Raw genomic sequence first — 25,383 nt, 5'->3', positions numbered from 1 at the left:
GCACCAGTGCCGAGGGCGAGCGGGAATATGAGGCGAGCTTTAAAAAAGGATGTATCGGGCGTGCACTTTCAAACCTGCCTGATCCTCAGGTTGATGCCTTGAAACAAATCACTCGGCATCAAAGCTTGGGAGTTCCCCGCGTCGTTAATTAAGCTTGCTTATCTAAGTTTGTCGGTTAATTAAATTGAAGGCGCCTTGTTTAAATAGTGGCTGGCGCTGATAATGAGTTATGTCTGATTCCGCATCCAAAAATCGCATGGGTCGTTTCGTCGAAACGATCGCCGCCAGTGAAACGGTGCGGGCGTTCGTTCCCCCACCATTGCCGCCCGAGCCGGTGATCGATGTGCTTTCATTGCTGGAACGTCTCAGCCTGGCCGAGCGCGCGCTGGGACGTCTGGACGGTATTACAATGCTGCTGCCGCGACAGGAGTTGTTCCTTTATATGTATGTGAGAAAGGAAGCTGTTCTTTCCTCGCAGATTGAAGGCACGCAGTCGACGCTTTCCGACCTCTTGCGGTTTGAGACGGAAGCTCAGGCGGGCCAACCGGTTGATGATATTCGTGAGGTATCCAACTACGTTGACGCCATGATGTATGGTTTGGAACGACTGGAAACGCTTCCCATGTCGTTGCGACTGATCCGTGAAATGCACGCCAGGCTCCTACACAGTGGGCGAGGAGGCACCAAGGATCCTGGAGAATTCCGCCGCTCGCAAAATTGGATTGGCGGAACGCGGCCCGGTAACGCCCTCTTTGTGCCCCCACCCGTCACTGAAATGTCCGGTTGCCTGGATGCGTTCGAGCGGTTCATGCATGACGACCAGTCGCGGTTGCCGGCACTGATCAAAGCTGGCCTACTGCATGTACAGTTTGAAACGATCCATCCGTTTCTCGATGGTAATGGTCGTATCGGCCGTCTGCTTGTAACCCTGTATCTGTGCATGAACGGCGTTTTGCGAAAGCCGCTGCTCTACCTCAGCCTCTATCTGAAGTCCCATCGGAGAGAGTATTATCGTTTGCTGCAGGAAGTCCGCGAAAATGGAAACTGGGAAGCCTGGCTGGACTTTTTCCTGACCGGTGTCGCTGACACTGCCAATCAAGCGTTTGAAGCTGCGACCCAAATCGTCGATCTTTTCAAGGAAGATCGGGAGCGGATCACGATGGCGAGTGATAGAGCAGGCTCGGCCCTTCGCATTCACGAGCTATTCCAGCAGAATCCTTTCCATACTGCCAACCAGATTGTTCAGATTACAGGCCTGTCCGCACCTACGGTCAACGCTGCTCTTGCCGATCTGGAGCGATTGGGCATCGTTGATGAGGTAACCGGCCGCAAGCGTGGCCGCGTGTTCAGCTATCGACGATATCTTGCAATTCTAAGCGAGGGCACCGGTCCCCTGCCTCTCAGTTCATGACAAATAGGTGGCCAAAGGTTCGACCTTCATCAAGACGATGTACCTGCGTTTCAGTGTTACATTGCTAAGAATCTCACTTTTGACGGGTACGTTCACGATAGGCGGTGGTTTGCAATAGCTCAGGTAGACAGTTCTTTGCGACAGCTGCAAGTCGTTCAACTTGATAACTGTCGACAGACCGGTATGGCCAACGCAACCGCGTGCCGACCGGCCCCCAATTGCCAATGGCGCATAGCAGCTTGTCCAAGGCCGCGTTCGAATATCCTTCGTTGATGCGCAATGGAACGATGTGATCGTTCATGAAAGTGCAGAGGCGGGCTTCGATGGCCAGAGCTGTTTCGAGATCGGTCTTCATCAGGTCGGTCCATGCCTGCGCACAGGAAGGGCTGAGGCAGGCGACATTGGAAAAGGCGCTTACGGCCACGCCCTCTCGCATCCCCGTCGCCAGATGATGGCCGGGAACGAACAGAGCGAATTCGGCGAGGTGGTGCCGCGCTTCGGCATACCAGTCACCGTCGCCATCGGCGAGCTTGATGCCGATAACGGACGGGCAGGGAATGCACGCAGCAGCCAGATCCACGGGCGAAAGCACGCGCTTGGCATGCGGGGGATTGTAGAGAATAAGCGGAATGCCATCGGCGAGGTCAGATGCCCGCTTCAGAAAGTCGATGGCTTCGGCATTGGTCAACGGCCACCAGTCGGGCAGGATCACCTGAATGGCCGTTGGCCGATGTAGCGCGGCGCGGCGCAGGCGTTCCAGCATGATGATCGGGTCCGGCTGGCAGGCGCCGATCACAAAAGGCATGTCCGCAGGTCGGCAACGATCTGCAAGAAGAGACTGGATCTGGTCGTATTCCGCCTCCGTCTGGTTATGAAACTCGCCGGCTGTTCCGTTCGAATAGATGCCGTCGACCCGTGCCTCGATCAGGATATCGATCTCGTCGGCCAACGCGGCAAAATCGATACTGTCGTCATCACGGATCGGCAGAAGAAGACTGGCCCAGTTTCCGGCGATAGGGTGGCGACGGGTCATGACGCGATCTCATTCAAATCGTCGCGAATGCAGGCCTTGAAGCGCCCCGGCGAAGTTTCGCGCAATTCCGGCACAACCTCGGCGCATTTCGGCAATGCCTTTGGACATCGTGTGCGAAAAACGCAGCCGCTTGGCGGATTGGCGGGGCTGGGAATGTCGCCTTTCAAAATCTGCCGGTTGCGACGGGCGTCGGGATCGGGTGAAGGGATCGCGGATAGAAGCGCCTGCGTATAGGGGTGGTGCGGATCGGCATAAAGCTCGGCGCTGGGCGCGATTTCCATGATCCGTCCGAGATAAAGGACGATCACCCGGTCGCAGATATATTCAACCACGGCGAGATCATGGCTGATGAACAGCATGGTCAGGCCCAGCCGCTGCTGCAGGTCGCGCAGAAGGTTGATCACCTGCGCCTGGATCGACACGTCGAGCGCGGAAACCGGTTCGTCGGCGACCAGAAATTCCGGCTGAAGCGTCAGGGCACGCGCAATGCCGATCCGCTGCCGCTGACCACCGGAGAATTCATGGGCGTACCGGGAAACCGAATCGGCGGGCAGATCGACCTGTTCGAGCGCCTTGCGGGCGCGCACCAGCCGTTCCTTCGATGTGCCGATGCCCTGGATTTTCAACCCCTCGGTCAGAATCTCGCCGATCGTCATGCGGGGAGAGAGGCTCGCGAACGGATCCTGAAAGATATATTGCATGCGCGGGCGGGCACGGCGCATCTGTGTGGCCGACAGGTCCGTCAGTTCCTTGCCGTCAAAACGAACACTTCCGTCCGATGGTTCGATCAATCGCAGGACCGAACGGCCGATCGTGGTCTTGCCGCTACCGGATTCGCCCACCAGCCCGACGACCTCGCCCCTGCCGATATCGAAGGAAATATTCTGCAGGATCGTCAGTTTCGAGCCATTGCTCGTATAGTGTTTCGCCAGATCACGGACTTGAAGCAACTGTTCACGCATTCAAATCTCCTGCCAGTGGATGCAGCGGCTCTTGTGCTGCGCATCGACATCGAAAAGCGGCGGCACGGTCTTGCGACAGTCTTCTGTCGCGAACCGACAGCGCGGTTCAAAAGCACAGCCGGTCGGCATGTTCATCAGGCTTGGCACCACGCCGGGAATGGCTGTCAGTTTTTCGCCGGCCTGTTTCATTCGCGTGGCGTCGCCGAGCTTTGGCATCGAGGCGAGCAGGCCCATCGTATAGGGGTGTTTGGGTTTGCGAAAAACCTCAGCCACCGGCCCGGTTTCGACGATACGCCCGGCATACATCACCGCCACCCGGTGGGCGATTTCGGCCACCACACCTAGATTGTGGGTGACGAACAGCATGGCCATGCCACGCTCTCTCTGGAGTTTCTGCAACAGATCGAGGATTTGCGCCTGAATGGTGACGTCGAGCGCAGTCGTCGGTTCATCCGCAATCAGCAGCGTCGGATCGCAGGCGAGCGCCATGGCAATCGTCGCGCGCTGGCGCATGCCGCCCGAAAGCTCGTGCGGATACTGTTTGACCCGGCGCGCAGCATCGGGAATGCCGACACTGTCGAGCAGGGAAATGGCCGCATCCATCGCGCTTTTTCGGTCCGCCCAGCGATGGATGCGGATCGGCTCCGAAATCTGGTCACCGATCGTGTAAACGGGATTGAGGCTCGACATCGGCTCCTGAAACACCATGCCGATATCGTCGCCGCGAATGCTGCGCATCTCGTCCTCACTCAGCGAAACGAGATCACGGACCCTGCCATCCTTGCGCCTCAGTTGGACGCTGCCGGCGGCGATTGTGCCGATCTTGCGGGTCAAAAGCCGCATCACCGACAGGCTGGTCACCGATTTGCCGGAGCCGGATTCGCCTACAAGGGCCAACGTCTCGCCGGCTGCGACCGACAGGTCTATGCCGTTGACCGCCGTCACTTCGCCGGCGCGAACGCGAAAGACGGTCCGCAATCCCTTGACGTTGAGTATGGTATCGGCGGTCTGTTGCATGGTTTTCCTCAAGGCAGCAGGCCAGTCGCGCGCAGGATCTCGTCGATCTTCGCGGTTTCGGCGTCGTTGAGGGCGGCACGTGGGCGCGGCATGAGAGTTGTGTCGATAATGCCGAGGCTCTTCATCGCCGCCTTGAAGGCGCCGATGCCGGACGCGCCGCCGCTGACGCGACCAGCGCCCACCCGAACGATCTCAAAAAGCCGGCAAAGCCGTTCCTGCTCCTTGCGGGCAGCAAGCCAGTCGCCGCGCTGGGCGGCATCCCAAAGGCGGACGTAACCATGCGGATCGACATTGGCGATGCCGGGCACGACGCCATGCGCGCCCATCAGCAGCGCATTGTCGACGACGATCTCGGAACCGGTCATCAGGAAGACATCCTTTTTGTCGGCGAGATCGAGCAGGACATAACGGAAATTGCCGTCATCGCCGCTGGAATCCTTGATGCCGATGATCGTGCCTTCGCGGGCGAGCGTCACACTCGTCTGGCGCTGCAGTTTGACATGCACGCAGACGGGAATGTCATAAGCGATCAGCGGCACATCGACGGCATCGCGGATGTAACGAAAGTGGTCGAGAATTTCCGGCTGGCTGGTGACGGTATAATAGGGCGCCGTCACCACCACCGCATCGGCACCGGCCGCCTTGGCGATGCGTGCATGATTGATGACGAGATCGGTCGTGGCATCGATAACACCGACGATCAGCGGCACGCGTCCGTTGATGATCTTGGCCGAGTGCTCGATGATTTCGCGTCTCGTTTGCGCGTCATGAAAAACCACCTCGCTGGTGGAGCCGAGCACGAACAGGCCGTGGCATCCGGCTTCGATCAGGTTTTCGAGCACCCGCGTATAGGACGGGTAATCGACGGTGAAATCCGCATTCAGCGGGGTTACGACGGGAGGGACGACACCCTTGAATTTGCTCATGTTCTCTTTCTTTCTGATCGTCAGTTCAGTTCAGTTCAGTTCGGCACGAGGGTCGAAGGCATCACGAAGGCCGTCGCCGATGAAATTGATGGCAAGCACGGCGGTGACCAGCGCGCCGCCGGGAAACAGCCATTGCCAAGGATATTGTTCGAGCACGGCAGTAGAGCGCGCGGCGTTCAGCATGTTGCCCCAGCTTGCGGCGGGCGGGGCAATGCCCAAGCCCAGGAAGGACAGGCCCGCTTCGAGCAGGATGGCGTTGGCGATCTGCAGCGTCGCGAAGACGACAAGGATGTCGATCGCGTTCGGCAGACCGTGGCGGAAGAGAAGATGCGGCAGGCCGGCACCCATGCCTCTTGCCGCCATCACGAAGTCACGCTCGCGCAGCTCTAGGAGCCGCGAGCGCACCATGCGTGCCAACAGGGGCCAGGACAGAAGAGAAATGACGAACACCGTCGGCCAGATGCCGGTGCCGGCAATGGAGGCGAGCACCAGCAGAAAGATGACCGGCGGCAGTGTCATCACCAGATCGACAAAACGCATGGTGACGGCATCCGCCCAGCGGCCGGCAAGTGCCGAGATAGCGCCGACGAGAAAACCGATGATGGCGGAGATGACCGTCGAGGTGAGCGCGACGAGCAGCGATATCCGTCCGCCATCCATGACGCGGGCAAAGATATCGCGGCCGACGCCATCGGTGCCGAACCAGTGTTTGGCGCTCGGCCCGGCATTCATGGCCAAGAGGTCAATGTCATTCGGCTTGAAACTCCACCACAGTGGATAGGTGAGGATGGCGAGGAATGTCGGGATGATGATCGCCACGCCAAAAATCGCCGCGCGGTTGAAGCGAAAACGCTCGAAGGCGCGGGCGAGGGGGCCGGGGCTGGTCGTGGGGGCCTTTGTCTGATTGTTCGCGAGCATCGTTCAGCCCACCTCGATGCGCGGATCGACCACCGCATAGGCGAGGTCGGTCAGAAGGTTGACGGTGATGACGCAGGCGCCGATAACCAGCGTCGAGCCCATGATCACCGGGTAGTCGCGGTTTTCGACGGCAGTGACCATCAGCAGACCCATGCCCGGCCAGTTGAAGACGCTTTCGATGAAGATGGCTCCACCGATAGCAAGGCCGATGGTCGAGCCGATCAGGGTGATGACCGGCAGCAGCGCATTGCGCAGGGCGTGTTTGGTGATCACCCAGAATTCCGCGACACCCTTGGCGCGGGCGGTGCGCACATAATCCTGATTGAGGACTTCCAGCATCGATCCACGCATGTAGCGCATGATCAGTGCCGTTTGCGCCAATGCCAAAAGTGAGGCGGGCAAGATGAGATGGTGGATGAGGTCGAGAAGAGAAAACTCCCGACCGGGTGTCAGCATGCCGCCAGAGGGCATCCAGTTGAAATAGACGGAGAAGAGATAGAGGCCAACCAAGCCGCTCAAAAATGGCGGGCTGGAAATACCGGTGACGGCAAGCACCGAAAAGGACACGTCAGCCAAGGAATTACGGCGAACGGCGCTGATGATGCCTGTCGCGATGCCGGCAATGATGGCGAGAACGATCGCCGTTCCCATCAATAGAACGGTAGGACCGATGCGCGAAAAGACGAGGTTCAGCACCGCCTGATCAGGGCGCTGGATCGAATAGCCAAGATTGCCGGTCAGCGCCTGCTGCAGCCACGCAAGATATTGCAGCGGCAGCGGTCGGTCGAGGCCGAGCGTGGCGCGCAGTTCCGCAAGGTCCGATGGCGACATCGGCACATTGGGATCGATATAGGCGTCGATCGGATCGCCGGGGGTGAGGCGCAACATCACGAAGATCAGCATGCTCAAGGCAAGCAGCATGCCTGCCCCGATCAGCAGGCGCCGGAGACTGTATTTCAGCATGGATATGTTCCTGTGAGGGTGGCGGGCCTGACGCCGGCCACCCTGTTTTTCTCAGGAGCGGTATCGCCTCATTCGGCGATCGACCATTTTTCCGGATGCGCCTGATAGGGGCCGCCTCCGGGCGCCGGCGTCCAGACAAAATCCTTCAGCTTGACGGAGGCGACGCCATATCGATTGGCCACCCAGAGCGTGCCCCAAGGCAGTTCGGCATTCATCACCTTGCAAATATCCTGATAACGGGTATCCCGCTTGGTCGCGTCGGTCTCGCCGAGCGCCGTATCCAGCGCCTTCGTCAGCTCCGGCATACGGGCGCGCACCACGTTCGGGCCGGCGGGCGGGATCTGCTTTTCGTTGAGGCCGACATTGATGCTGCCGGGATCGGGCCCGTTCTGCAGGCCGGCATAGACCATCTGGAACTGTGCCACATCAGGCGTCGGGTTGAGCACGATGCTGTTATAGGTCGGGGTGTCGACGGCGCGCGGCACCACATTGATGCCGACCTGCGCCAGCATGGCCTGCACGGCGGCCATGACATTGGCGGCGAGCGGCGTCGTGTAATAGGTCAGAAGCGTGATGGGCTTGTCGCCGTTGATCTTGTCCCAGCCAGCCTCTTCCAGCAGTTTTTTGGCCTTTTCCGGGTCATAGGCATAGGCCTCGATACCCTGCGGCACGACCTGATCGGAAACATACGCACAGTTCGCCTGTTTGGCCGCGCCGCCATAGAGGCTCTGGATGATGGCATCGCGGTTGATCGCATACATCACCGCCTGGCGGACGCGCAGATCCTTCCAGATCGGTGCATCGTGGTTGAAGCCAAGATAGTTGACGACGAAGGAATCTCCTTCGATGATGCGGAAGTCCTTGTTGTCGCGGAAGGCGTTGAGGTCGTTGCTGTCCACATAGGTGAACTGGATTTCACCGGCCCGAAGGGCGGCGATCGCGGCTGCCGGATTGGCGAAATAGCGGTTGATCACCTTTTCCAGCGCCGGCTTGCCACCGCGATACTCGGTATTGGCGGCCAGTTCGACATATTGATCGGTCACGTATCTGTTGAACTTGAATGGGCCGGTGCCGATCGGTGCGGTAGACCACCAGGAGTTTTTCGCCAGCTGATCGGCCGGGATCTGTGACAGCGCATGTTCCGGCAGCATCATCACCTTGGTCAGCGCGTCCATCAGGCTGGCCGACGGGGCCGAGAGCTTGATCACAAGCGTTTTATCGTCGGTGGCTTCCACGGAGGATATCGCCGTCAGGCGGGCGGCAAGAACCGAGCCGGTCTTGGCATTTTTCGCCAGTTCCATGGTGAATTTGGCGTCTTTGGCGGTGAACGGCTTGCCGTCGTGCCATTTCGCATCCGCCAGCTTGAATGTGTAGGTCTTCTGGTCGGGGCTGACCTCGTAGGACGACGCCAGCAGGCCCACCACTTTCTGCAGCTTTTCGTCATAGGTGACGAGCGGTTCGAAATAGACGCTCAGCCAGGTAAAACCGCTGGTCGCGGCAAGCGGATTGAAATTGCCCTGAAAACCGCCGGGGCCGACGTCGAAACCGCCGGATAAAGTTGCGGCCTGTCCTGGTGCGACAAAACCCGGCAATGCTGTCGTCGCCATCATGGCGGTAAGCGCGATGGCGGTTGTTAGTCCGGACATGCGTTTCATTTGTGCTCCTCCCACAATTGAAATTAGCTTGCTGACTTGCTTGCGGCGATGACCCGCGAAATCCCCTCGTAATGGCGGGCCAGCCGCCGTTGCACCTCGGCCAGATCCTTCTTCTCGACGGCATCGACGATGGCCGCGTGGTCCTTCCACGTTGCTATCGGATCGACCGTGTCGAGATTGACGAAATCGGATGCCTTGTAGAAAGCCAGCCAAAAAATATCGATGAGCCGCGTGAAGGTCTCGTTGTTCTGGCAACTGAACAGCAGGGCGTGAAACTGCTGGTCCTCGTCGGCAAAGGTCTCGCCGCGTTTTGCGTGAGCTCCCATGCGATCGACGGTGGCCCGCAGTTCGGCGATATCCTCGTCGCTGATCATCGCCAGCGACTTGCCGATCATGCCGGCTTCAAGCACGCGACGGATTTCGATCAGTTCCTCGACCTGCCGCAACGCTCCTCCAAGCCCATAGGCGAGATTGTCCAGAAGCGGTTCGAAGGAAAACGCCTTCACGAAAATACCGACGCCGCGACGGGCCTCCAGTACGCCGAGCGATTCCAGCGCCTTGATGCCTTCGCGCAGCGAGTTGCGGCTGACACCAAGCTGGTTGGCCAGTTCGGATTCGGCAGGAAGCAAGGTTCCGGGTGTCAGCCCGTTGTCGCTGATGAAGTCACGCAGGCTCTCCTGCACCGATATATGGAGCAGAGGTGCACGCGTTAGCGGTCTGATGGCCTTCAGTGACATGCTGTTAATCCGATCTGAATACCGGTTATGAGGTCAACATATCCACTTGTAGGATATCTGTCAACGACGACTAGTCTGCAGCGGCATCGCATACGGAATGCAGGTGGTGCCGCTTGCCCCTTCGCCCCGCGAGAAGGGTCTATGCTGCTCTCTCGCAAACCCATCTGCGATACCGGTCGCAGATGGGCCGGGAGCATGTCCTAGCCCAAGGCTTTCCTCAGCCTTGGCGCCGCATAATCCAGAAATGCCCTCAGCTTAAGCGGCATTGATCCTTGCGAGAGATGAACGAGGTGCACGGGCGAAGCTTCCAGTTCGAAGTCTTCCAGAAGCGGCTCAAGCAGGCCCGCATCGACCGCTCTTTTCGCCTGATAGGCCATGACGCGGGTCACACCGATCCCCGATGCTGCGGCATCCACGGCAGCCTCGGCCGTGTTGACCGAGAGGCGCGGCCTGATCGCCGCGGAAATATCCTGCGCGCCATCGCGAAACGTCCAGAAGCGATGCGAGAGCACGCCCTCGAAAGCGATGGACTGGTGATCACCGAGATCGCGGGGGTGAAGCGGCCGGGAATGGCGCTTCAGGTAGTGCGGATGGGCGTAGACCGTCGTGCGCATGGCGCCGACACGCGTTGCAACCATGTTGCTTTCGGGAAGCTGGCCGATCCTCAGCGCCACATCGATTTGTTCATCCGCAAGGCTGACGGTTCGGTCGCTCAAGGTGAGCCGAATATTAATGTCGGGAAATGCCTTCAGAAAATCGGTGACGACCGGCAGGATATGCAGGCGACCGAAAACGATCGGTGCCGTCATCATCAGGTCCCCCCGCGGCGCGATATATTCGCCCGAGGCACGGCGTTCCGCCTCCTCGACGCGTCCGAGAATTTCCCGCGCGGCGGCAACATAACTTTCGCCGGCCTCGGTCAGCATGATCCTGCGGCTTGTTCGCGTGATCAGGCGAACGCCGAGATGGGCTTCGAGCTCTGACATCTTGCGGCTGACAGTGGGCAATGGCGAGTGCAGCGCTCGGGAGGCGGCGGAGAGGCTGCCGGTTTCCACCACGGCCAGCAGCACAGACATTGCATCGAGACGATCCATTAGCCTACCGAAAAATGAGAGGAAACGTTAAAAAATCGGTATCTACATCACGAATCTGGATGTTGCTAGGCTCTGAGCGTCATCGGAGTTCGCGCTCCGCCATCTCAAGGAGCCCCTCATGAAACTCTACTATTTTCCGCTTTCCGGCCATGCCCACCGCGCTCTGCTGTTTCTCTCGCTGCTCGGCTTGAAGGCCGAAGTCGTCGAGGTGGATCTGGCAAACGGCGAGCACAAGAAGCCCGATTTCCTGAAGCTCAATCCGTTCGGCCAAGTGCCGGTGCTGGAGGACGATGGCGTCGCCGTCAGCGATTCCAATGCCATCCTCGTCTATGTCGCAACCAAACTCGGCCGCAAGGACTGGCTTCCGGATGATCCGCTGAACCTTGCGAAAGTCCAGAAATGGTTGTCCGTTGCCGCCGGCGAGATCGCCTATGGCCCGGCAGCCGCCCGACTGATCACCGTGTTCGGTGCAGATTTCCGAGCCGACGAAGTGATTTCCCGCGCGCACCGCATTCTCGGCCTGATCAATGCCGAGCTTGAACAGGACCGGTTTATCACCGGCAGCCGCCCGACGATCGCGGACATCGCGCTCTACAGCTACATCGTCAGTGCGCCGGAAGGCAATGTGGACCTCGCGCCACATCCGGAAGTCCGTCACTGGCTGGCACGGATCGAGGCGCTTCCGGGTTTTGTGCCGTTCCCCAAGACCGCGATCGGTCTCGCCGCCTGACACTGCGGACATGCGGCCGGCCAACCCATCGGCCGCATTTTTCCCGACGAATGGAGGCAGGTATGCTCGACAAGGTAAAGGGTCACGAGGCCATCCTGACACTGTCTTCACCATGGCATGATGGCGAGCTGGAATTGCAGCGCCATGCGGGTGTTGCGGAGCAGATGGATACGGTGGGTCGAAAATTCGTGCGCCGTTTCCTGCTCGATCAGCATCGCGAATTTTATCCGCTGCTGCCCTTTATCGTGATCGGCACCGTGGATGCGCAAGGTATTCCCTGGGCGACCATTCGCAGCGGCGCGCCGGGTTTCGTGTCTTCCCCGGATCCCCTTACCCTCGATATCGAGGCGATCGGCGATCCGTCCGATCCAGCGCAGGAGGGGATGAAAAACGGCGATGCGATCGGCCTGCTCGGCATCGATCTCATTACCCGTCGCCGAAACCGCATGAACGGCATGATCACACGCGGCGAAGGCGACGGTTTTTCCGTTGCCGTCGAGCAAAGTTTTGGAAACTGCCCGCGTTATATCCAGAACCGGCAGTTTGCCTTCAAACGCGATCCGGCATTGCCGCATGTGTCCAACCTGTCCGTGTCCGATCGGCTCGACGATCCGGCGCGGCGGATTATAGAGGCCGCAGCCTCGTTTTTTGTTGCGTCCTATCTGGACCGAGATGACGAAGGGCGGCAGGTGGATGTTTCTCACCGCGGAGGCCGTCCGGGCTTCCTGCGCATCGATGCGGACGGCGGCCTGACGGTTCCCGATTTCAACGGCAACCTGTTTTTCAACACGCTCGGCAATTTCCTCGTCAATCCGAGGGCCGGACTCCTGTTTGTCGACCACGACACCGGAGACGTGCTGCAACTGGCGGGCAGGGTGGAAGTCATTCTGGATTCGCCCGAGATCGCCGCCTTCGAAGGTGCCGAGCGGCTGTGGCGCGTGATGCCCGAAAAGATCGTCATGCGCCGGGATGCGCTGCCGTTGCGGTGGACATTTGCAGACAACGGGATGTCGCCAAGCAGCCTGATGACGGGGACATGGGACGAAGCGCAGTCCCGCCTTACGGCTGCGGCAAAGGCCGGCACATGGCGCCGGTTGCGCATCGGCAAGATCGTGGAAGAAAGCGCCACTATTCGGTCGCTGCATCTTGCTCCGGCGGACGACGAAGCACTCGTCCCGCCTATGGCAGGCCAGCACCTGCCGATCCGTATTACTGACGGCGATGAGGTAATCCGCCGCAGTTACACGATATCGAATGCGCCGTCCGACGGCTATTTTCGGCTGAGCATCAAGCGCGAGGGCAGGGCGTCGACGTTTCTCCATGGGCTGCGTGAGGGCGATGAGATCGAGGCGCTTGCGCCTGCCGGCGCGTTCACCATCGATGCGATGGAACGCAGCCGGCCAGCGGTTCTGCTCGGCGCCGGGATCGGCATCACGCCGCTTCTGTCCATGCTGCGCCATGTCGTTCACGAGGGCGGCCGGACCCGCCATCGCCGCCCCATATGGCTGTTCAGATCAGCGCGTAGGCAGGAGGAACGTGCGTTCGATCGCGAAATCGGCGAACTTGTGGAGCGCAGCGAAGGGACGATCCACGATGTCAGGGTACTCAGCCAGCCGGATACCAGCGACGTGGTGAGCCATGATGTCGTCGGCCACATAGATATGGACCTGCTGAAGGCGCATCTGCCGTTCGGCGACTATGATTTTTATGTCTGTGGACCCGCGCCCTTCATGCAGGCGGTCTATGATGGCCTGCGCAAGATGAACATTGCGGACAACCGGATCCATGCGGAGGCATTCGGGCCATCAGGCCTCAAGCGTGACAAGTCGGTATCTCCTGCCTCGATCGCCACCAAGCCGGCGGCCGCGGTCCCCACGCGCGTGATCTTCACGCAATCGGCAAAGGAAGCGCGCTGGAAGCCCGGCGACGGCCCTCTCCTGGATATCGCCGAAGAACGAGGGCTAAACCCCGCATACGGTTGCCGGGCCGGTCAATGTGGCGATTGTCGAACGAAAATTCTGAAAGGCGCGGTGAGTTATCTTTCCGAGCCCAGCTATCCGGTTGAGGAGAGGGAAGCACTGATCTGCTGTTCTGTTCCGGCGGAGGGTGGCGATCTTCAGCTGGATTTGTAACCGGTCTCGTTATCGCGGCTGAAGACAGGGCAGGCAGAAGACGAGTTGAGCGCTACAATCAGATATCTATGGGGCGGCGAAGCCGCTTGGCTTGCCGTCGTCCGCGAAGGAGGTAGTTAGCCGAGCGAATGGCCATTGGTCGCCGTGTAAACGGCGTATAGAGACCGCGTTGCCGTAATGAACAGCCGGTTTCTGCGTGGCCCACCAAAAGTGAGATTGGCGACCGTCTGCGGCACGAGGATTTTTCCGAGAAGCTTTCCATCCGGCCCGAAACAATGCACGCCATCGCCGGCGCTGGTCCATAGATTGCCATGGATATCGAGGCGAAAGCCGTCCGGCAGGCCGGTGTCGAGTTCGCAGAACACGCGGCTGTTACCGACATGGCCGTCTTCAGCGACAGCGAAAGCGCGGATGTGGCGTGGGGCGCTGGTGTCGTGGCTGGACGACGAATCCGCGACGTAAAGCGTCTTTTCGTCGGGCGAAAAGGCAAGCCCGTTGGGCTGGCCGAAATCGGTAATCACGGCGTCGAGTTTTCCGCTTGCCGGATCGAGCCGGTAGACGTTGCGGGTCGCCTGTTCCGGCTCAGCGCGATAACCTTCATAATCCGACTTGATGCCGTAGGTGGGATCGGTGAACCACACGCTGCCATCGGATATGACCACGACATCGTTCGGCGAATTCAGGCGTTTGCCCTCAAAACTGTCGGCCAGCACGGTGATCGCGCCGTCGATCTCGGTGCGGGTCACCCGTCGTCCGCCATGTTCGCAAGAGACAAGCCGTCCCTGCCGGTCGCGTGTATTGCCATTGGCGAAGTTGGAGGGCGAGCGGTAGGTGGAAATGCCGCTTCCTTCCGTCCAGCGCAACATGCGCTGGTTGGGGATGTCGCTGAAGATCAGGCAGCCGAGATCGGCGAACCAGACCGGGCCTTCGGCCCAGCGGCAATCGGAATACAGCTCCTCCAGATCGGAAGTTCCGACGATCAGGTGGCGGAAACGGTCGTCGTGGATCTCGTATATGGAAGAGGACTGCGGCATGGTTTTATTCCAATCGATATGTTCGAAACGGAGATCAGCGGATCGACTTCTTGCCACCGGCAAGCAGGATGACGGCGATGATGATGAAACCGGTGAGGATGAGGCGGAAACCGGCGCCAAACCCGTAGGTGTTGAGCATGGACACCACGAGGAACATGAAGAGCGAGGCGCCCCAGATGCCGGGAATGTTGGAATTGCCGCCGGCAACCGCCGTGCCGCCGATCACCACCACGGCGATCGACATCAGCAGGTATTCCGAGCCCATGTTGAGTGCCGCGCCACCGGAAAAGCTGGCGAGCAGATAACCGCAGACAGAGGCGAGTACGGCGCAGAGCATGTATGTGACGAGCCGGGTTCCATCGACCGGAATGCCGGCCATGCGGGCGGCAAAGCGGCTCTGGCCGATGGCCGAAATCCAGCGACCATAGATGGATTTTTCCAGAAGAACCCAGGCGATGACGGAGAGCACGAGTGCCACGAGCGCGATGTTGGGGATGCCGAGCAGGCCCGATGTCGCGAAGCCGGCAAGCGTTTCCGGCGGTTTGATGCGCAGGCCGCGATTGCTCCAGATCGCCACCGACTGGACGATGAAACTCATCGATAACGTGGCGATAATCGGCGGAATGCGCAGCGCCTTGATCAGGATGTAATTGCCGAGCCCGATGATCAGGCCGATGCCGATAGAGGCCATGAGGCCGAAAAGGATCATGCCGTCCTGCACATCCATCAGCTTGAGCGCCAGCGTGCCGGACAGCGTCATGGTGGCCGGGACCGAGAGATCGATATTGCCCGGCCCGAGCGTGATGACGAACATCTGGCCGATGCCGACGATCACCGAAAAGGCGGCGAATGTCAGCGCTGCCTGCGACAGGCCGAAGGAACTGGCGCCGCCGGTGAAAAGGACGGTGGTGATCCAGACGATCATGGTGGCGGCAAACGACCAGATCCACGGTTTTTCGGACAGGAATTTCTGCAGGTTCATTGATGTTTCTCCCGCTTTTCCAACCGGTTGAGGGCAAGGCGCAGGGCCAGAACGACGATCAGGATGGCGCCCTGTGCGCCGATCTGCCAGTCGGGGGATATGCGCATGAAGGACAGGAAGGAGCCGGCAAGCGTCAGTGTGAGTGCGCCGATGACGGCGCCGATCGGCGACACCTTGCCGCCGACGAATTCACCACCGCCGAGAATGACGCCGGCGATCGACAGCAGCGTGTAGCGCAGCGCGATATTGGCATCGGCGGATGTGGTGAGACCCACCAGAGCGATGCCGGCGAGGATGGCGAACAGGCCGGCCAGCGCATAGGTGGCGGCGCGGATGCCGATCACCGACCAGCCGGCACGTTCCACCGAGCGGTCATTGCCGCCGGTGCCACGCATCAGCACGCCGAAGGAGGATCGCATGACGATGTAATGGGTCACGGCGGCGATGAGAATGCTGGCGACGATCGCCATCGGCACGAGCGGTGGTTTGGCGGTCATGATGGCGCGTGCCCAGGAGGGCGCGGTGCCGCCGGGCGAGGGCAGAAGCAGCACGGCAAGGCCGCCCCAGACAAAACTCATGCCGAGCGTGACGACGATGGACGGCAGTTCGCGCACATGGATCAACACGCCCATGCCGGCATAGGCGGCGATTGCGCCGATGAAGATCAGCACGCCGAGAAGCGGCGAGTTCTGCAGAACGGTTGCTGCGACGCAGGCGCAAAAACTGACGAATGTGCCCATCGACAGGTCAAGATCGTTGACGGACATGATCAGCATCTGCGCGATGGTCGCCAGTGCAATCGGGACGGCGAGGTTGAACAGCAGGTTGAGGCCGGTATAGCTCATCGCCCGCGGCTGCATGTAGAAAACGGCGGCCAGAAGCAGTGCCAGCGAGGCGGCGGGAATGATCAGGCGGATGGTGCCGGAGGACAGTTTCATGCGGCTTCTCCTTCGCTGAAAGAAGCGGCCAGCACGTTCTTCTCGCTGATCGCGTCGCCGACGAGTTCGGCAACGATGGCGCCCTCGCGAAACACATAGACACGGTCACAGAGGCGGATCTCGTCCATCTCGGTTGAATACCAGATGAAGGTGCGCCCGTTGGCGGCCTCGCTTCGCAGAATCTCGTAGACCTCCTGCTTGGTGCCGATATCGACGCCGCGCATCGGGTCGTCCATCAACACCGTCGAGGCAGTGGTCGCCAGTGCGCGGGCAAACAGCACCTTTTGCTGGTTGCCGCCCGACAGTGACAGGATGCGGTTGTCCATATCCGGCGTGCGGATTTCGATCCGCTGCTTCCAGCCGGCGCCGAGCGTAGCTTCCCGGCTTTGGCTCACCATCTTTCTGGAAGACAGTTGGCTGAGCGAGGCGATCGACAGGTTTTTCAGAATGCTCCAGAGCGGGAACGTGCCGTTCAGGCTGCGATCGCCGGCGACGAAGGCGATATCGCGCTTGCGCGTCGGCCACCAGTTGCTGCTGTGCTCCAGATAGAGGTCAAGAAGAGCGTCGGTCTGGCCGTGGCCGCCGAGACCGGCAAGGCCGATCATCTCGCCGCGATAGGCTTCGAAAGCGATGCCGTGCCGCGGATGTGGCGGCATGGAGAGAACTGGCGCACCTGCGCGCGCGGTGGCCTTGCGTGAAAACTCCTGCTCGCGCACAACATTGCCCATGGCCTCGACAAGGCTGTGGGTATTGAATTCGCGCGCTGCACGATCCGCGACGACGTGGCCATCCTTCATCACCACGATACGGTCGCATGTGGACAGGATTTCACCGAGAATATGCGAGATCAAAAGCACCGAGCCGCCTTCGGCGATGAAGGTGCGGACATAGGCCATCAGTTGGGCGGCAAGGCCGGCATCCAGCGAAGAGGTCGGTTCGTCGAGAATGACGAGTTTTGGCCTCTGGTTCAGGCCTGCGAAACTGATGGCGATTTCCACCATCTGCCGTTCGGCGATCGACAGGTCGTCGACCGTGCTGTCGCAATCGATGGCATGACCGGGAAAGATTTTCTGCAACTGCCGGCGGACGAGTTCGCTAGCGCGGCTGCGCCAGTTCCAGCCCTTCAGTTCCGCATGCATGATGCGGGCATTCTCATTGACGGTCAGGTTGGGGCAGAGCGACAGTTCCTGAAAAACGCAGCGCACCCCGTTGGCGCGGGCGGCAGAAATGCCGTGAACCTCTTGGCCAGCGTAGGCCAACGTGCCCTCATGCGGAGAAAGCCCGCCATTGATGACATTGACGATGGTCGATTTGCCGGCGCCGTTATGGCCGACAAGGCCGACACACTCGCCGGAATGGATGACGAGGTCGGTGCCATCAAGCGCCTTGACGGCACCGAAGGTCACCTTGATGGCACGGGCGGCCACCACCTCTTCGCGTTGCAAGGGTTCTGTCATGCGATCGCTATCGTTCGTGTGTCGCAAAGCTGTGCCGGGACGAAAGGCCTATGCTTTCACCCCGGCAGCCTGGAGATGCCTTACTTGGCAGTGATGACCTTCTGGGCATCTTCTAGCGAATATTCGACATTCGCCACGCCACCCTTCTGGGTGTTTTTCAGGTTGGCTTCGAGATTGTCCTGATCAATGCGCAGGAAAGGCACGACGAGGTCCTTCTTGACCTCCTTGCCATCGAGGATCTGCTGGGCAACCCAGAAGGCGAGCGTCGAGACGCCGGGGGCAATCGAGACCGACATGGTCTCGTAACCGTTCTTGTCCTTCTGGCTCTTCCACCACACCAGCTCATCCTCGCGGTTGCCCATGACGATGGTCGGTGTCGGGCGTTTGGCGGCGGCAAAAGCCTGTGCCGCACCATAACCGTCGCCGCCCTGGGTGACGACAGCCGCCACTTCGGGCAGGCTCGGCAGAACACCGGCCACGGCACGCTGAGCAACGTCCTGCGCCCAGTCACCATTGACGGAACCGACCACCTTGAACTGTGGGTTCTTTTTCACGCCGGCCTCGATGCCAGCATGGATCTCGTCATCGACGGAAACGCCGGCAAGGCCGCGGATCTCAAGAAGGTTGCCGCCTTTGGGCAGTTTTTTGGCGAGATAATCGATCTGGCTTTCACCCATCGCCTTGAAATCGACGGCGATACGCCAGGCGCAGGGTTCGGTCACGATGCCGTCGAAGGACACGACGGTGATGCCGGCATCACAGGCTTCCTTGATGGCGCCGTTGAGCGCGGTCGGTGAAGCGGCGTTGATGACGATCGCATCATAACCTTGCAGGATCATGTTCTGGATCTGGGCTGCCTGTTCGGTCGCCTGATTTTCCGCCGTGGTGAACGGGTCGGCTGCTGCGACTACACCCTTGGAAACGGCTTCCTTGGTGATCTTGTCCCAGCTGGTCAGCATCGCCTGACGCCAGGAATTGCCGGCGTAGTTGTTGGACAACGCGATCTTCTTGGACGACGTATCGGCGAACGCCGTGCCGCCAAGGCAAGCAAATGCGACGGATGCCGCCAGCATCATTCTGATGGTCATGATTTCCTCCCAAAAATCCCACAAAATATCTTCGGGCCGCTCCTCAACGGTTGTCCGCAGATAAACATTGCCCTGAGCCCCTCTTGCTCAGTAAATCGAGAATGGAGGAGAATATTCATGTTGTATAGGCGCATACGAGCACCGCTTTTGCGGGCGCCCGTCACTGACTTGCGGGTTCCCGCAGGACAAGCTGAAAAAGCTGGCGCTAAATGACGGGACGGACTGGGAGGAGGTCCAAACCATGCTCGATCTGGGGCGCAATGCGCTGTTCGACCGCTATTTAGGCATTTCTAGGCTGCTGGCGGGTCAGCTGGATTTCAACGCGATCATCCAGGCGGTTGCCGAGGAGATCCGGCATATCATTCCGCATGACCACCTCGATGTCTGCATCAAGATGGTGCATGGCAAATACCACATTGCCTACGAAAGCGGGCTTGAAACCGCCTGGAGCCGGCAGCCACCGGCGCTTTTGAGCGGCAGTCCCATTCGCACGTTGCTGGCAGGGGAAGTGGATTTCCTGTTGGCAGATGATGCCTGCAGTGATCCCCGGTTCCATTTCGATGGCGCATTTTCCAGCCCGATCATCGAACTTTCCCTGCGCAGTCGTGTGCATGTGCCGCTGAAGGCGCAGGGTGATGTGATCGGGGCGCTGAGCTGTTCGTCGCGGCAGCGCGGTCGGTATGACATGGAAGACGTCGAGAAGGCGCGCGCGGTAGCCGACCTTCTCGCGCCTTATTTCTTCGCACTTCGAGCCGCCGAGCAGGCCAAGCTTTCGGCGGTGATCGAAACAGAGGCGCGGGCGCGGGAAGAGGGCTTGCGGCTGGGTGCGCTGAAATTGACCGAGGCGCTGGAAGCCGAACGGCAACGCATCGGCATGGATCTGCACGACCAGACGCTGGCGGACCTGACGCGCCTGACGCGTCGCATCGAGCGGCTGACCGGGGAAGGGACAATACAGGGCGATGCGCTGGAACCGTTCTGTCGCGCCTTGCAGCAATGCATGCATGACCTGCGTCAGATCATCGAGGAGGCCAAGCCAACAGTGTTGCAGCTTTTCGGCGTGGCCGAAGCGATCGAAAACCATCTGGAACGTTCGGTGCGCGAAAGCGGGCTGCCGGTGCGCTGGCAGGTGATCGATCTGGCGGGCGAAACGCTTGTCGATCTCGACCGGACCGTCGCAACTGCGCTGTTTCGTATCGTTCAGGAGGCGGTCAACAACGCCATCCGTCATGGACAGCCGGACATGGTGACCGTGACTTTGCGGGCCGACGATGGCGCTGTCTCGCTCGACGTCAGTGATGATGGAAACGGACTGGTATCCTCTCATGATCTGCGGGGACGCGGCATCGATAATATGAAAACCCGGGCAAGGCTGATCTCGGCACGACTGGAGATGGCGGTAAATCCCGGCGGTAAGGGAACGATGGTGAAGGTGACGCTTCCGTTGAGACATGCATTGAAAACGGAGGCAGCGGAATGAAGGTGCTGATCATCGAGGACGATGCGCTGCATCGCTCCTATCTGAATGAAGCGGTGCGCTCGGCGCTGCCGGAATGCGATGCGGTGACGGAGAGCGAAAACGGCCGGCTGGGCGAGGTAGAGGCACGAAAACTGCGCGCCGAATTCGTGGTGATGGACCTGCAGATGAACGAACGCAACGGCATAGAGGCTGCCCGCACCATCTGGCGGGAAAGGCCCGATACAAAGATCCTGTTCTGGTCCAATTATTCCGACGAGGCCTATGTACGCGGTGTTTCGCGGATTGTCCCGGAAGGTGCAACCTATGGGTATGTCCTGAAATCCACATCCGAAGAGCGCCTGAAACTGGCTTTGCGCAGCGTATTTCTGGAGTCGCAATGCGTGATCGACCGCGAAGTACGCGGCATCCAGCAGAAGGGAATGGGGTCAGGACACGGGCTAAGCGATGCCGAATATGAAATCCTTGTCGATGTTGCGTTGGGTCTGACCGACAAGACCATCGCCAGCCGAAAAAAGCTGTCGCTGCGTACCGTGCAGAACCGTCTCCAGCAGCTTTATGAGAAGCTCGAAGTTTATCAGGAGGATGGCGATGACGAGAGTCGCTACAATCTCCGAACCCGTGCGGTTGCCGTTGCACTGATGCGGCGCGTTCTCAATGCGAGTGCCGTGGAGCGCGCCGAGCGCGACCTGCAGGATGACGCAGGCTACTGATTGGGCCATCTCATGGGTAAGCCTTTTGAAATAACCGGCCGCTCCCCCCGCGTGATCTTTGCGCAATCGGCAAAGGAAGGGCGCTGGAAGCCCGACGACGGCCCTCTCCTGAACCTCGCCGAAAACGAGGGCTAAACTCGCATACAGTTGCCGAGCTAGTCGATGTGGTGATTGCCGGACAAAAATTCTGAAGGCGCGGTGAGCTATCTTTCCGAGCCCAACTACCAAGTTGCAGATGGGAAGCGCTGATTTGCTGTTCTGTTCCTGCGGAGGAGTGCGATCTTCCACTGCATTTGTAGCAGATTCATATTGCTTCAAACACGCGTAAACGACGTAAACCGCATTATGTATGGTCAGGCCAGCGAACCTAATCTGTGCTCCGATCGCGTGACCGGTTTGCGCGTTAGGAACCAGACCGCCTAAAGTCGTACTCACGATTGCCATACTGCTAGAGAATCGCAAGAGCTGATAGGTCAACAGAACTCTGTGAAATTGACGGGTTGTTGGTTCGAATCTGTTCAAGACCTTAAGACAGTTCAACTACCACCATCCGGTTCTGGACCCGGCTTGGGGCAGGACTTGCAGTATCCGAGCTCCGGCGTGAAATACCGCAGGCAACAGATCCGCCTTTGCCGCATGTTTTTACCGCCCTCGTTGATGTAGCGGATCGGCTCGAACAGCGGATTGGCCCGGCCCGTGGCATTCCGCCTGTCTGCCATGATGGCCATGGCCTCGCGGACCGCCGGATGGTCATGGCCGAGCAGGCTGGATGCCCGGCCGACAACATTCTCGAAGACGTTTCCGGCATTGCTCCAGAGAACTTTGGCGGGCAGTGGCGTAGCAGCGGCCAGCATCTCTATGATTGGTCGCAAGTGATCGGCTACCAGAAAGTCGAAGCGTCCGGACGCTTTTTCTTGCGCATTGCGGTGTCCACCGGACGACGGGAGCTCAAACCCCGACACCGCACCGGCCGCTGATATGCGGATGCCCATTTTCTGCGGGGAAAGCGGCAGATGCCAGTCATGCAGCAGGCAAGGCAGAAGGACCGCGGGAAGGAGGGTCGAAAAATAGGTTTTCGACCACTGCGTCGCCACCACTCTCGGATCGCGTTCGGGCCAACGCCGCGCAAATATGTCGAGGGTGTTGTGCAACTGCGGCGAGGAGCAAAAGTTGCCAAGGGGCATCGTCGGGGCGATGTCGATGCTCAAGGTTTCACCGAGCGCGCCAAACGGGCCTTGAAATATATGGGAAAGTTCTGGGATCATCTGCTGCTTCGGCTCGTGGTAATGCCGTAGACCATGGCACCTACGACACTTGCCACCAGTCCCGCCGGGATGTCCCACGGAAAGGCGATGGTTCTTCCGATCCAATCGGATACGATCATCAGCGTTGCGCCCGCAAGGACGCAGCCGGTGGTTTGTGCTAGTGGCTTGCGCAGGCCCATCAGCCTGACGAGATGCGGAATGACCAGCCCGACAAAGGTCACGGGTCCGATCATGACCGTAGAAACGCCGGTCAGGAGTGCAACGAGAATGATGATGCAAAGGCGCGCAAGCCTGATCTCGACGCCGAGGGCGGCGGCGACAGGTTCTCCGAGCGGCATCAAGCCGAGCCAGCGCTGTATCAGCGGCAGCACCGCTACTGCCGCCGCGAGCAGGCCAAGCGCGATCATCGCATCTGCCGCGGTCACCGCGTAGGTCGAACCGGACAGCCAGCCGATCAGTCGCGTCAGGCGTATATCGCCAAAATAGATGGCGGAGGAAAGAAGCGAGCCGCTGAGCGCGGTGATCGCCAGCCCGGTGAGCAGCAGTTTTTCAGGCGCGTATTGCGACCTGCGTGCCAGCCGCAGCGCGATGAGGAGGAAAAGCAAGGCACCGATGGCGGCAACCAGCATGGTCTGGCTGCGACTGAGCGGCGGCAGGAAAAAGATCACCGGCAGCATGACTAGCGTCGCGCCCGACGAGACGCCGATCAGTTCGGGGCTGGCCAGATGGTTACCGGTCATGCGCTGCATCAGGCAGCCGGCCAGTGCGACCATGCCGCCTGCAGCAAGCGCTGCGGTCACACGCGGCCAGCGCCATGGCAGAAGTTGCGAGAATTCGTTCGCTGTTGCCCAGGTAAAACCCTGCGGCGCCCGTCCGACCATCAGTGCGAGCAGGATGGCGAAAACGAAGACGGCTGTCAGGCCAAGAAGGATGCTCCGCGTTGGAACAATGCGGTGTGGAACGTGGAGATCGAATGCGCGCTCGGTTTGCTGCTGAATGCGTCCCGAATGCAGAAGGTACAAAAGGAGCGGAGCGGCAAAGAGCGCTGTTACCGTGCCCGCCGGGATTGCCATGACCATTTCGGCAATTTGCATGGTCTGGTCGGTCAGCAACAGAAGGGCTGCCGAAAGGAGTGCGGAAAACATGGCGCGGTCGGCAAAGCCGCGTGCGCCGCAAATCCGTGCAAGGGCCGCACCGGCCAGTCCAACAAAGGCGAGCAGGCCGACATGGGCGGTAACCGCGGCCGCAGCGACCGTGGCAAGTCCGATTGCCGCAAGCCTTGCCATCATCGGCGACAGACCAAGGCTTCTGGCAGCGGTATCGTCGAGATCGAGCAGGGACAGAGGCTTGCGCAAAAGGATAGTGATGATCGACACAGCGGCAAGGCACACGCTCAACAGGCGCGCGACCTGCCAGTTATCCTGCACCAGCGAGCCCGACTGCCATAAAAGCAGATCGGCGATGTCCTCGTAATGGGTGAGGATGAGCATCGAGGTGACGGCATCGCAGACGAGGCCGAGTACCAGCCCGTTGAGGATGAGAAAAAGTGGTGACAGCTTTCGGCGCCACGAGAGGCCGAGCAGGATGACAAGCCCAAAAAGCGAGCCGGCCAGAACCGGCAGGACAAAACCGCCCGCAAAGGCGGGTAGCCAAATGAGTGCGACGGCGACGGTCAGACGGCTCGTTGACAGAAGCCCTATCGTTCCAGGTTCAGCAAGCGGGTTGCCTAGCCCTTGCTGCATGAGTGTGGTTGCCAAGCCCAGCAGGCCACCTGCCGCCAATGCGACGATGACGCGGGGCAGCGCTCCGTAAAAAAGCTGCACCGATTGCAAAGAGGCATTCGGTGCGGAAGAAAGCGAAAGCGCTTCGGCAAGTCCGCTCATGCACAGATAACCGGCAAACAGTAGCACTGCCGCTATCGTCAAAATGAAGGGCAAAAACAGGCGGCGCAGTCGGGACGGGAGATATGAGGTTTCAGCCATCGGCAAATTTCGCAAGCTGTGTGCCGATCTGGGTAGCAAAACGGTCCGCCGAGCGCAGGCCGCCGCTGGGATAGATCACCGGCATGCGCACGACACGGCCTTTGCGCACCGCGGGCAGGGCGTGCCACAGCGCACTTTCCTCCAGACGCCCCAACGCAACATCGGTTTCCGCCCCTCGGTCGAAATGGACGATGACAGCATCGGGTTCGTCTGCCAGTCGTGACAGCGGCGCGTTGGTCACGCCGGCGCCGTTCACCCGGCCTTTGTAGGCGTTGCGAAGGTTCAACCGGTTCGCGACGTCACCCAGCATGCCATTGCCGCCGAACAATGCAATATTGCGGCCGTCGCGGTTGAAACGACAGATGTAGACAGGTCTGGAAAAGCCACTCAGCGTGGATCGTGCTGCGTCTATCGCGGCATTGGTCGCGGTGATGGCTGTTTTCGCCTCCATCTTTCGACCGGTTAGTTCGGCCATGTCTGAAAGCAGGGTTTCACAATGCTCGAGCGCCGGGGTTCGTCCGGCAAACACCTTGATCGGCAGAACCGGTGCGATACGCATCAGGGGCATTAGGCCGGGTGCCTGCCAGTCGGCCACGAGCACCCGTGTGGGCGCGAGACTTTGCAGGAATTCGAGATTGGGTTCGTTGAGAGGGCCGAGATCCTCGACGCTCTCGGGCAGGGCAGGGCTGGCGACCAGCCGGCGGTAAAGCGGGATATTGGCAACGGCGACCGGCCCCTCGCCCAATGTCAGCAAAAGTTCAGTGATCAGCAAGTCGAGGCTGACCAGCCGTTGCGGGGATCCCGGATTGGGAGATTGTGCGTGCGGGTATCGTCCGGACAGCATGACAAAGGGAGCGGCCAAGGCCGCC

At 60.0% G+C, this 25,383-nt stretch carries 22 protein-coding genes; 5 read left to right on the top strand and 17 right to left on the bottom strand.

Annotated elements, in window-relative coordinates; translation table 11 throughout:
• Positions 1-229 precede the first annotated feature (229 nt).
• Positions 230-1,411 carry a Fic family protein gene (locus GAO09_RS26415; protein WP_153359483.1) on the top strand — a complete coding sequence of 394 codons (1,182 nt, stop codon included), beginning with the start codon at positions 230-232 and terminating at the stop codon, positions 1,409-1,411.
• A gap of 73 nt (positions 1,412-1,484) precedes the next feature.
• Here GAO09_RS26415 and GAO09_RS26410 read toward each other — a convergent pair whose 3' ends face one another.
• From GAO09_RS26410 to GAO09_RS26370, 9 genes are all read right to left on the bottom strand, one after another.
• Positions 1,485-2,444, bottom strand: a complete 960-nt coding sequence (locus tag GAO09_RS26410; protein ID WP_153359481.1) for a dihydrodipicolinate synthase family protein — start codon at positions 2,442-2,444, stop codon at positions 1,485-1,487.
• Positions 2,441-3,406, bottom strand: a complete 966-nt coding sequence (locus GAO09_RS26405; protein WP_153359479.1) for an ABC transporter ATP-binding protein — start codon at positions 3,404-3,406, stop codon at positions 2,441-2,443. Before GAO09_RS26405 ends, GAO09_RS26410 begins: the two co-directional genes overlap by 4 nt.
• On the bottom strand, positions 3,407-4,423 hold the full coding sequence (locus GAO09_RS26400; protein WP_153359478.1) for an ABC transporter ATP-binding protein: 1,017 nt from the start codon (positions 4,421-4,423) through the stop codon (positions 3,407-3,409). It abuts the gene before it with no gap.
• An 8-nt stretch (positions 4,424-4,431) separates the two neighbouring features.
• Positions 4,432-5,349: a dihydrodipicolinate synthase family protein gene (locus GAO09_RS26395; protein ID WP_153359476.1), complete on the bottom strand. Its 918-nt coding sequence runs from the start codon at positions 5,347-5,349 to the stop codon at positions 4,432-4,434.
• A 30-nt stretch (positions 5,350-5,379) separates the two neighbouring features.
• Positions 5,380-6,267: an ABC transporter permease gene (locus GAO09_RS26390; RefSeq protein WP_153359474.1), complete on the bottom strand. Its 888-nt coding sequence runs from the start codon at positions 6,265-6,267 to the stop codon at positions 5,380-5,382.
• A gap of 3 nt (positions 6,268-6,270) precedes the next feature.
• Positions 6,271-7,230 carry an ABC transporter permease gene (locus tag GAO09_RS26385; protein ID WP_153359471.1) on the bottom strand — a complete coding sequence of 320 codons (960 nt, stop codon included), beginning with the start codon at positions 7,228-7,230 and terminating at the stop codon, positions 6,271-6,273.
• A 68-nt stretch (positions 7,231-7,298) separates the two neighbouring features.
• Complete coding sequence (locus GAO09_RS26380) at positions 7,299-8,840, bottom strand: ABC transporter substrate-binding protein (RefSeq protein ID WP_420796184.1); 1,542 nt, start codon at positions 8,838-8,840, stop codon at positions 7,299-7,301.
• 68 nt (positions 8,841-8,908) lie between these two features.
• Positions 8,909-9,622 carry a FadR/GntR family transcriptional regulator gene (locus tag GAO09_RS26375; protein ID WP_153359468.1) on the bottom strand — a complete coding sequence of 238 codons (714 nt, stop codon included), beginning with the start codon at positions 9,620-9,622 and terminating at the stop codon, positions 8,909-8,911.
• 200 nt (positions 9,623-9,822) lie between these two features.
• Complete coding sequence (locus tag GAO09_RS26370; protein WP_153359466.1) at positions 9,823-10,716, bottom strand: LysR family transcriptional regulator; 894 nt, start codon at positions 10,714-10,716, stop codon at positions 9,823-9,825.
• Positions 10,717-10,834: 118 nt separating this feature from the next.
• On the opposite strand from GAO09_RS26370, the gene GAO09_RS26365 reads away from it, so the two are divergent.
• Together GAO09_RS26365 and GAO09_RS26360 are read left to right on the top strand one after the other, a co-directional pair.
• Positions 10,835-11,446 carry a glutathione S-transferase family protein gene (locus GAO09_RS26365; RefSeq protein ID WP_153359464.1) on the top strand — a complete coding sequence of 204 codons (612 nt, stop codon included), beginning with the start codon at positions 10,835-10,837 and terminating at the stop codon, positions 11,444-11,446.
• Positions 11,447-11,508: 62 nt separating this feature from the next.
• Positions 11,509-13,578, top strand: a complete 2,070-nt coding sequence (locus GAO09_RS26360; protein ID WP_153359462.1) for a 2Fe-2S iron-sulfur cluster-binding protein — start codon at positions 11,509-11,511, stop codon at positions 13,576-13,578.
• Between the two features lie 116 nt (positions 13,579-13,694).
• On the opposite strand, the gene GAO09_RS26355 is transcribed toward GAO09_RS26360, so the two are convergent.
• From GAO09_RS26355 to GAO09_RS26335, 5 genes are all read right to left on the bottom strand, one after another.
• On the bottom strand, positions 13,695-14,612 hold the full coding sequence (locus GAO09_RS26355) for an SMP-30/gluconolactonase/LRE family protein (protein WP_153359460.1): 918 nt from the start codon (positions 14,610-14,612) through the stop codon (positions 13,695-13,697).
• A gap of 34 nt (positions 14,613-14,646) precedes the next feature.
• Positions 14,647-15,594, bottom strand: coding sequence for an ABC transporter permease (locus tag GAO09_RS26350; RefSeq protein ID WP_153359458.1), 948 nt, complete (start codon positions 15,592-15,594; stop codon positions 14,647-14,649).
• On the bottom strand, positions 15,591-16,532 hold the full coding sequence (locus tag GAO09_RS26345; protein ID WP_153359457.1) for an ABC transporter permease: 942 nt from the start codon (positions 16,530-16,532) through the stop codon (positions 15,591-15,593). The genes GAO09_RS26350 and GAO09_RS26345 overlap by 4 nt, the downstream gene beginning before the upstream one ends.
• Positions 16,529-17,989 carry a sugar ABC transporter ATP-binding protein gene (locus GAO09_RS26340; protein WP_153359456.1) on the bottom strand — a complete coding sequence of 487 codons (1,461 nt, stop codon included), beginning with the start codon at positions 17,987-17,989 and terminating at the stop codon, positions 16,529-16,531. The genes GAO09_RS26345 and GAO09_RS26340 overlap by 4 nt, the downstream gene beginning before the upstream one ends.
• An 80-nt stretch (positions 17,990-18,069) precedes the next feature.
• The gene (locus GAO09_RS26335; protein WP_153359455.1) at positions 18,070-19,077 is read right to left on the bottom strand and encodes an ABC transporter substrate-binding protein; all 1,008 of its coding nucleotides are present in this window, start codon (positions 19,075-19,077) and stop codon (positions 18,070-18,072) included.
• A 241-nt stretch (positions 19,078-19,318) separates the two neighbouring features.
• Between GAO09_RS26335 and GAO09_RS26330 the strand changes: the two genes are divergently transcribed.
• Entirely contained in the window at positions 19,319-20,557 is a 1,239-nt protein-coding gene (locus GAO09_RS26330) for a GAF domain-containing sensor histidine kinase (RefSeq protein ID WP_153359454.1), read from the top strand.
• Positions 20,554-21,267 carry a response regulator transcription factor gene (locus GAO09_RS26325; protein ID WP_153359453.1) on the top strand — a complete coding sequence of 238 codons (714 nt, stop codon included), beginning with the start codon at positions 20,554-20,556 and terminating at the stop codon, positions 21,265-21,267. The genes GAO09_RS26330 and GAO09_RS26325 overlap by 4 nt, the downstream gene beginning before the upstream one ends.
• Before the next feature lie 536 nt (positions 21,268-21,803).
• Here GAO09_RS26325 and fhuF read toward each other — a convergent pair.
• The 3 genes from fhuF to GAO09_RS26310 are packed head-to-tail and all read right to left on the bottom strand — an operon-like array spanning position 21,804 to position 25,376.
• On the bottom strand, positions 21,804-22,532 hold the full coding sequence (fhuF, locus tag GAO09_RS26320) for a siderophore-iron reductase FhuF (protein ID WP_153359452.1): 729 nt from the start codon (positions 22,530-22,532) through the stop codon (positions 21,804-21,806).
• The gene (gene fhuB / locus GAO09_RS26315; RefSeq protein WP_153359450.1) at positions 22,529-24,514 is read right to left on the bottom strand and encodes a Fe(3+)-hydroxamate ABC transporter permease FhuB; all 1,986 of its coding nucleotides are present in this window, start codon (positions 24,512-24,514) and stop codon (positions 22,529-22,531) included. Before fhuB ends, fhuF begins: the two co-directional genes overlap by 4 nt.
• Complete coding sequence (locus tag GAO09_RS26310; RefSeq protein WP_235938519.1) at positions 24,507-25,376, bottom strand: ABC transporter substrate-binding protein; 870 nt, start codon at positions 25,374-25,376, stop codon at positions 24,507-24,509. The genes fhuB and GAO09_RS26310 overlap by 8 nt, the downstream gene beginning before the upstream one ends.
• Positions 25,377-25,383: the final 7 nt, after the last annotated feature.

Source organism: Endobacterium cereale, from assembly GCF_009617585.1.
Taxonomy (GTDB): domain Bacteria; phylum Pseudomonadota; class Alphaproteobacteria; order Rhizobiales; family Rhizobiaceae; genus Neorhizobium; species Neorhizobium cereale.
Note: the sequence above shows the minus strand (reverse complement) of the source record. Positions and strands in the feature narration are given on the sequence as shown.